Source organism: Actinomadura sp. NPDC000929, assembly GCF_040492065.1.
Taxonomy (GTDB): Bacteria; Actinomycetota; Actinomycetes; order Streptosporangiales; family Streptosporangiaceae; genus Spirillospora; species Spirillospora verrucosospora.
On sequence record NZ_JBEUPA010000271.1, the window covers coordinates 1 to 4642 of the forward strand.

The 4642-nt window shown below is 74.0% G+C and carries 6 protein-coding genes; 4 read left to right on the top strand and 2 right to left on the bottom strand.

Annotation, left to right across the window (positions count from 1 at the left end; translation table 11 throughout):
• Positions 1–18: 18 nt before the first annotated feature.
• A complete protein-coding gene (locus tag ABWI04_RS41645) occupies positions 19–357 on the bottom strand; it encodes a hypothetical protein (protein WP_353835855.1) in 339 nt (112 codons plus the stop codon).
• Positions 358–475: 118 nt separating this feature from the next.
• Positions 476–1336, bottom strand: coding sequence for a formyltetrahydrofolate deformylase (purU, locus tag ABWI04_RS41650; protein ID WP_345184213.1), 861 nt, complete (start codon positions 1334–1336; stop codon positions 476–478).
• Between the two features lie 175 nt (positions 1337–1511).
• Here purU and ABWI04_RS41655 point away from each other — a divergent pair, with 175 nt between their 5' ends.
• The 4 genes from ABWI04_RS41655 to ABWI04_RS41670 all read left to right on the top strand — a co-directional run.
• Positions 1512–2456, top strand: a complete 945-nt coding sequence (locus ABWI04_RS41655; protein ID WP_353835856.1) for a CE1 family esterase — start codon at positions 1512–1514, stop codon at positions 2454–2456.
• Between the two features lie 42 nt (positions 2457–2498).
• Positions 2499–3683 (top strand): amino acid deaminase/aldolase, encoded by a 1185-nt coding sequence (locus tag ABWI04_RS41660; protein WP_345184264.1) that lies wholly within the window; start codon positions 2499–2501, stop codon positions 3681–3683.
• Positions 3684–3714: 31 nt separating this feature from the next.
• Positions 3715–4386 (top strand): SIMPL domain-containing protein, encoded by a 672-nt coding sequence (locus ABWI04_RS41665; RefSeq protein WP_345184209.1) that lies wholly within the window; start codon positions 3715–3717, stop codon positions 4384–4386.
• A 47-nt stretch (positions 4387–4433) separates the two neighbouring features.
• On the top strand, positions 4434–4642 hold a 209-nt coding region (locus ABWI04_RS41670), incomplete at its 3' end, for a zf-HC2 domain-containing protein (RefSeq protein WP_353835857.1).

A 4642-nucleotide genomic window follows, 5' to 3' on the forward strand; every position in this document is an offset into this window, starting at 1 on the left:
GCAGCATCACGCCGGCGATCAGGACCGCCTTGATGACCACGCCCAGCGTGACGGCACCATGAAGGCCGCCCCGAGAGCGGCCACCGCGCCCGACGCCGCCAGCACGTCCGGATGGTTCCACGCGTGCCGCCGCAGGGCCTCCACCACCGGGGCGACCCCCGGCACCGGGTGGACGGCCGACCCGAGCGCCCCGGCGAGCAGCTCGATCGCGGCCACCCCGCCGAACGCGGTCACCAGCAGCGCCGCGGCGAGCCCGGCGAGCGCGCGGCGGGGCCGCAGCTCGCGGACGGCGAGCCGGCGCGCCAGCCGCCTGCCCTGCGCCTCCTCGATCAGCTCCTTGACCAGCGTCTCGGCCATGGCCACCCCCCGTGAGCCTCGGCACCTACGGCTTCGTCACCCATGGTGCGCGAAAGTCACGCGGAGTGAAACACGCCATGCCGACATCTCACGCGTTCATCGGCCGGGAACCCGCAGGTCAGCGGAAGACGACCGTCCGGTCTCCGTTGAGCAGCACGCGGTGCTCGGCGTGCCAGCGGACGGCGCGGGCGAGCGCGAGGCACTCCACGTCGCGTCCCACGGCCACCAGCTCCTCCGGGCTGTGGGTGTGGTCGACGCGCGCGACCTCCTGCTCGATGATCGGCCCCTCGTCCAGGTCGGCGGTGACGTAGTGCGCGGTCGCGCCGATCAGCTTGACGCCGCGCGCGTGCGCCTGGTGGTAGGGGCGGGCGCCCTTGAAGCTCGGCAGGAACGAGTGGTGGATGTTGATGATCGCGCCGGGCAGCTTGGCGCAGAAGTCGTCGGACAGGATCTGCATGTACCGGGCGAGGACGACGAGGTCGGCGCGGTAGTGCTCGACCAGCGTCAGGATCTCGGCCTCCTGCGCGGCCTTTCCTCCCGGCCCGACCGGCAGGTGGTGGTAGTCGATCCCGTACGACTGGGTGAGCGGCCGCAGGTCGGGGTGGTTGGACGCCACCGCGACGATGTCGATGTCGAGCAGCCCGGACCGCGTCCGGTACAGCAGGTCGTTGAGGCAGTGCCCGCCCTTCGACACCATGATCAGCACGCGCGGGCGCTCGGCCAGCGGGTGCAGCCGCCACTCCAGCCCGAGCTCGGGCACCAGGGACGCGAAGGCGCCGCGCAGCTCGTCGGGGTCGGTGTCGGCGAGCGCCGCGAACTGCACCCGCATGAAGAAGGTGCCGGTCTCGCCGTCGCCGAACTGCTGGCTCTCGACGATGTTGCACCCGCGCTCGGCCAGCAGCCCCGAGACGGCGGCCACGATGCCGGGCCGGTCGGGGCAGGACAGGGTCAGCACGTACTCGTTCACGGGTTCGCTCACGGGTCTCATTCTTGCCTCGGCGCGGGAAGCGCCAGCTCACGACGGGTCCCTCCCGAGCTTACGCGGCGGCGTCCCCGTCCCGCCGCCGTACCGGCCGGTCGGCCCGGCCGGACGCCGCCGGCCTTGTCTACCCGTGAGTAGTTTGAAGCCCCGCCTTGGGGTTACCTTTGCCCGCATGCGGCGAATCGCGCTCGTGGCGCTGGCGGTCACCCTGGCCCTGGCGGGCTGCACCGACAAGACCGGCGGGAAGGGCGGCGAGAGCGGAAAGGACGGTCGGCGCCCCGCGACCGTCGACGGCGTCCCCACCTCGGAGGGGACGCACAAGCAGAAGCTCGACGTGGGGACGGTCGGGCACCGCGAGTACCTGCTGCACGTCCCGTCCAAGGTCGCGGACGGGAAATGGAAGGACGGCAGGCCGGCCGACAGGCCCGCGCTGGTCATCGCCCTGCACGGCGGCCTGGCGACCATGGCGAAGATGCGGGACCTGACCGGCTTCGACAAGCTGTCGGACGAGCACGGCTTCCTCGTCGCCTACCCCGACGGGTTCATGACCACGTGGAACGCGGGCGACTGCTGCGGCGCGGCGAAGATCGGGAAGGTCGACGACGTCGGGTTCCTCGGCAAGCTCATCGACAAGCTCACCGGCGCCGGGCTGGCCGACCCGAGGCGCGTCTACGTCACCGGCTTCTCCAACGGTGCCGGGATGGCGTACCGGATGGCCTGCGAGAAGCCGGGCAAGGTCGCGGCGATCGGGGTGGTCGAGGGCGCGCTGGTGACCAGGTGCGACCCGGGCCGCCCGGTGTCGGCGATGATCTTCCACGGGACGGCGGACGGGAACGTCCCCTTCAACGGGGGCGGCGACCGCGACTTCAACGACAAGCGCCCGTTCCCGCCCGTCTCGGACGCGGTGGACTTCTGGCGCAAGGTCGGAGGGCTGCCCCAGCCGCGCGAGCGGGTGAAGGCGCTCAGCGGCGACACCCGGTGCGAGAGCACGGGCAAGGGCGAGCGCGGCGTCGCCGTGACGTTCTGCAGGATCGAGGGCGGGCGGCACCAGTGGCCGAAGGAGGCGAGCCCGATGCTGTGGAGCTTCTTCGCCGCCCATCCGCGCACCGGGACGTGAGATCTTTTCACATTCCCCCGGTAGTGTGGCATCGTGACGAGCATGAACCTCCGGGACCGCTATGACGCCGCGACCGCCGGGCTGGAGGCGCCGTTCGCCGTCGTCGACCTCGCGGCCTTCCGCGCCAACGCCGCCGACCTCGTGCGCCGCGCCGCCGGCAAGCCCATCCGCGTCGCCAGCAAGTCGGTGCGCTGCCGGGCCCTCCTGGAGGACGTCCTCGCGATGGAGGGCTTCGCCGGGGTCATGGCGTTCACCCTCCCCGAGGCGCTCTGGCTGGCCGCCGAGGGCGTCAGCGACGACATCCTCGTCGCCTACCCCACGGCCGACCGCACCGCGATCGCCGCGCTCGCCGCCGACCCCCGCGCGGCCCGCGCCGTCACGCTGATGGTCGACTCCCCCGAGCACCTCGAGCTGATCGAGTCCGCCGCGGGCGACCAGCGCGTGCGGGTCTGCGTCGACATCGACGCCTCGTACCGCACGCTCGGCGGCCGGGTGCGGATCGGCGCGCTGCGCTCCCCGCTGCACACCGCCGCCGACGTCCGGGCCTTCGCCGAACTGGTCCTCAAGCGGCCCTCGCTCGACCTCGTCGGGCTGATGGCCTACGAGTCGCAGATCGCGGGCGTCGGGGACGTGCCGCCCGGCCGGCCCGCGCGGGGCCGCGTCATCCGCGCCATGCAGCGGCAGTCCCGGGCGGAGCTGGCCCGGCGCCGCGCGGCGATCGTCCGGGCCGTCCGGGAGCTGACCGACCTGGAGTTCGTCAACGGCGGCGGCACCGGCAGCGTCGAGACGACGGCGGCCGAGCGCGCCGTCACCGAGGTCGCGGCCGGCTCCGGCCTCTACCAGCCGCACCTGTTCGACCAGTACTCCAACTTCGCCGGACGGCCCGCCGCGCTGTTCGCGCTGCCCGTCGTCCGGCGCCCCGCGCCCGGCGTCGTCACGTGCCTCGGCGGCGGCTACCTGGCGTCCGGGCCGGCCGACGCCGTCCGCCTCCCCCAGCCCTACCTGCCGACGGGCCTGTCCTACAGCGGCGAGGAGGGCGCGGGCGAGGTGCAGACGCCGCTGCTCGGACGCGCCGCCGACCTGCTGTCGGTGGGCGACCGCGTCTGGTTCCGCCACACCAAGGCCGGGGAGCTGTGCGAACGGTTCGACGCGCTGCACCTCATCGAGGACGGCCGGCACGTCCGCACCGTCCCCACCTACCGGGGCGAGGGCCGCACGTTCCTGTGAGCGCCGCCCCCCGACCGTCTAGGTTGGGGGCATGAGCGACGCTCCCATGATCAGTGTCCGCGGCGAGGCGGTGCTGGAGGCCGAGCCGGAGATCGCGCGCCTGTCGGTGCACGTCGAGTCGCAGGAGTCCGACCGGCGCGCGGCCCTCGACCGGCTCACCGAGCGGAACCAGCAGTGCCTCGACCTGGTCAAGTCCTACGGCGAGGCCGTGGAGAAGCTGGAGACGGGCGGCCTGTCGATCACGCCGCTGCTGAAGTACCGGCGGCGCGAGGGCGACATCCGCGCCTACCGCGGCACCGTCTGGATCAAGATCACGGTCAGCGACTTCGCGGTGCTGGGCGAGCTGGTCGCCCGGCTCGGCGACCTGGAGCGCACCTACGTCACCGGGCCGCAGTGGGAGCTGCGGCACGACAGCGAGGTGTACCGGCGGGCCGCGCGGCAGGCGGCGAACGAGGCCGTCGAGCGCGCCCGCGGCTACGCCGAGGCGCTCGGGGCCCGGCTCACCGGGCTGGTGGAGCTGTCGGACGAGGGGCTCGGCCGCGACGGCGGCTCCGGCGGGCCCGTCGCGCTCGCCGCGGCCTACGGGCGCGCGCCGGGCGGCGCGGCCGAGGAGCCCGAGCCGATCGACCTGGAGCCGGAGACGCAGATCGTCCGCGCCACCGTCGAGGCCAGGTTCACCGCGACGGCCCCCGACCTCGGCTGACCCGGCCCCCGCTGAACGGCCGGGCCGCCGCGCCCGTACTCCGGGACGTGGGAGGAACGGAATGCGGGGCGTACCGGACCGGGCTCGGCGTCTACGCCATCGGACGGCTCGCCGGCGCCGAGGCGGACGCGCTGTCGGCGCACCTGGGCGGCTGCCCGCAGTGCCGGGACGAGCTCGACCGGCTGCGCGGCGTCGCCGAGCTGCTCGCCCGCTCCGCCCGGCAGTGGAACGCAGCCGCCCCGCAGCATTCCGGCGG